The sequence below is a fragment of the uncultured Fretibacterium sp. genome (assembly GCF_963544685.1).
Lineage (GTDB): Bacteria > Synergistota > Synergistia > Synergistales > Aminobacteriaceae > CAJPSE01.
In genome coordinates this window covers 1-2,784 of the sequence record NZ_CAUUGJ010000189.1, presented here as the reverse complement: position 1 = coordinate 2,784, position 2,784 = coordinate 1, and the positions used below count along the sequence as shown (strand labels likewise).

Annotated in this window: 4 protein-coding genes; 1 reads left to right on the top strand and 3 read right to left on the bottom strand. The window is 62.6% G+C overall.

The features are described from left to right. Positions 1 to 154: 154 nt before the first annotated feature. From ABLA28_RS11295 to ABLA28_RS11285, 3 genes are all read right to left on the bottom strand, one after another. Positions 155 to 328 carry a 4Fe-4S binding protein gene (locus ABLA28_RS11295; RefSeq protein WP_299081276.1) on the bottom strand — a complete coding sequence of 58 codons (174 nt, stop codon included), beginning with the start codon at positions 326 to 328 and terminating at the stop codon, positions 155 to 157. Positions 329 to 489: 161 nt separating this feature from the next. Continuing rightward, positions 490 to 762, bottom strand: a complete 273-nt coding sequence (locus ABLA28_RS11290) for a TfoX/Sxy family protein (RefSeq protein WP_347713748.1) — start codon at positions 760 to 762, stop codon at positions 490 to 492. Between the two features lie 65 nt (positions 763 to 827). Beyond that, on the bottom strand, positions 828 to 1,781 hold the full coding sequence (locus tag ABLA28_RS11285; RefSeq protein ID WP_347713747.1) for a radical SAM protein: 954 nt from the start codon (positions 1,779 to 1,781) through the stop codon (positions 828 to 830). Between the two features lie 246 nt (positions 1,782 to 2,027). Here ABLA28_RS11285 and ABLA28_RS11280 point away from each other — a divergent pair. Then, on the top strand, positions 2,028 to 2,784 hold a 757-nt coding region (locus ABLA28_RS11280; protein WP_347713746.1), incomplete at its 3' end, for an FprA family A-type flavoprotein.

Below are 2,784 nucleotides of genomic sequence, written 5' to 3'. Positions count from 1 at the left end.
ACGATCGCCAGCACCGTGCTGTTGGGACTGTTCAAGAGGCCGCTGAAAGAAGTGTAACGGAGTCCGAGGAAAGTCGAACAAAAATGAAGAGGGAGGACGGCAGGCGTCCTCTCTCTTTTAGAAACCAACTTTCCGAAACCCGCTCCTCAGCGACTCACTGGGAGATCGCGCTGACCGGGCAGGCCGAAACGCAGCTCCCGCACTCGATGCAGGTATCGGGGTTGACCTTCGCCTTGCCGTCCGTCATCGCGATAGCCTCGACAGGGCACGTTCCCACGCACGCCTCGCACGCCACACACGTGCCGGCGTCAACGACCGCTTTAGCCATTTGACACTCCTCCTCGTTCTCAAAAAACTCGTTCCCAAAACAAAAGCCGTTCAAAACCCCCACAGTTTTGATATTTTCATTATAACACAGGGCTATAGCCCGATGCTCCGCGGAAAAAGAGTAATCCGCGACTCCGAGTCGCCTCGTCCCCCGCCGAAGCGCTACCCCTCCCCGCCTTTGCGGCGCTCCTCGAAGAACTCCCGCAGCCCCGCCTTGACGGATTCGGGCAGGTCCTTTTTCCCGATGCCGCGGACCGCACCCTCGAGGGCCTGAAGCATGTGCAGGCAGGCCGAGGGGTCGATGCCGCGTATCCTGAGCCAGGCCTCGCGGCTCCCGATCGCCCTCAGAGCCTCGGGACTCTCCACCCCCGCGCGTTTCAACAGGTCCTCCAGCACCGGTCCGACGTTGGGCATGGAGGAAAGGGAACCGTTCACTTTCTGCACCTCCTCATCCTGGGAACGGCGCCATCGGAAGAGCAGCGCTCCGAGGCGACGCTCCGCTACTCCGTAAACCAATTACGCCATCGCCGAACCTCATGGCCCTGCTCGTCCCCCTGCCTCAGGCTCTCGATGGCCTGATCCATCCGACGCAGCAGAAGCTCCCTGTGCTCCGGCAGGCGTCCCTTGAGCGGAAAGGCGTTGGTCTTGTGCGTCCCATCGTAGACGGTCACGATCTCCAGCAGGGACAGGAGACGCCGGCCCTCGCCCAGAGCCTCCGGAGGACGAAGGCGCTTGAACTCCCCGGCCCGGACCCGGCCCGCCAGCCGGGCCCCCTTGAACAGCACCAGAGTCACCACCGTCAGCTCGAAGGGATGCGCCCCGTTCAGCAGGCTTGCCGTCTCGGCGATATGCTCCTCCGAGAGGGCGCGCCCTCCCAGTCCCAGCATGATGTAGACGGAATAACGGATCCCGGCGTCATCCAGGGCTCTCATGGCCGCAGCGTTCCCGGCGCGGCCCACCCCCTTCTCCTGATAGAGAAGCACCCGATCCGACCCCGACTCGATCCCCAGGCAGAGGCGGTCGTACCCGGCCTCGCGAAGCACCCGGAGCTCCGCCTCCGACTTCTCCAGGACATCGTCCGCCCGGGCGAAACAGGAGATGTACTCATCCTCCGGGAAGGCCGCGCGAAGCGCCCCGGCGATCCGCAGCAGTTTTTCCGTCGGCAGGCCGAAGGGATTCCCCCCGGCCAGAAGGCACCAACGCACGGGCCTGCGATCGTGCTGGTGAATGAAACGCAGCTTCCCTATCTTGTCCAGTATCTCCGGCAGGGGAAGCTCCCGGTACCTCATCCCCTGATTCAAATCGCAGAAGAGGCAGCGCCCATAGCTGCACCCCACGGTGACGGGGAGCTGCACGGTGCGGGATTCCGCCATGGGCACATAATAGAAGGCTCCGTACTCTCCGTAAAGCTCCCGCTTGAAGCGCGCCGTCGTCTCGATAAAATCGCGGTCCACGGGAATCACCTCTTTTCCGCCCCTCCCCGTCGCAGGAGACAGGAAATGTCGTAGCCGTGCTCCTGCAGAACGGAGATCCGGTTCGGTCTATATTTTACCGTCCCGTCCCAACCATATTGTAGGCTATCGCTCGAACATGGGGTAAAATAGCTTGGGATGTAACATCCTTCACCGACCCCATCGTCCTGCGCGGGCAGGACGTGCAAGAGTCGGTTCCGTTGTTTTTTCGATCGAAAGGAGACCGACATGCACAAAGCCGTACCGGTCAACAAGGACACGTGGTGGGTGGGCGTCAACGACCACGAAACCGACCTCTTTGAATCCCTCTGGGACCTGCCCCAGGGCGTGTCCTACAATGCCTACGTCGTGACGGGCGAGAAGACCGCCGCCATCGACACGGTCAAGGGCCCCTGGCTCGATGAGTATTTCCATAAACTGGAGGAGGTCCTTGGCGGCCGTCCGCTGGATTATCTGGTCGTCAACCACATGGAGCCCGACCACGCGGGGCTGATCTCCCAGCTGCGGGCGCGTCACCCCGGCCTGAAGTTCGTCGGCAACGCCAAGACCATGCCCCTTCTCAAGGGATATCACGGCATCGATACCGACACCGTGCTGGTGAAGGACGGGACCACCCTCGACCTTGGAGGACACGTCCTGCAGTTTGCGACCGTCCCGATGGTCCACTGGCCGGAGAGCATGGTGACCTTCGACACGACGACGGGCGTCCTGTTCTCCAACGATTCCTTCGGCGGCTACGGCGCCCACGAGGGGGGGCTCTTCGACGACTCCAAGACCCGCACACGATGGGAGGGCGAGATGCTGCGTTACTACGCGACCATCGTCGGACGCTATTCCAACGTCGTCCAGGTCGCCCTGAAAAAGCTCGCCTCCCTGCCCATCAAGAACATCTTCCCCGCCCACGGCACCCTGTTCCGCGAGGACGTGGGGCAGGTCATCGGGCTGTACGACCGCTGGAGCCGCTACGAGGCCGACTGCGGGGCCG

What these genes read in the sequence shown, in the direction of transcription:
- ABLA28_RS11295 (WP_299081276.1), bottom strand. Translation starts at nt 328, where the DNA reads ATGGCTAAAGCGGTCGTTGACGCCGGCACGTGTGTGGCGTGCGAGGCG.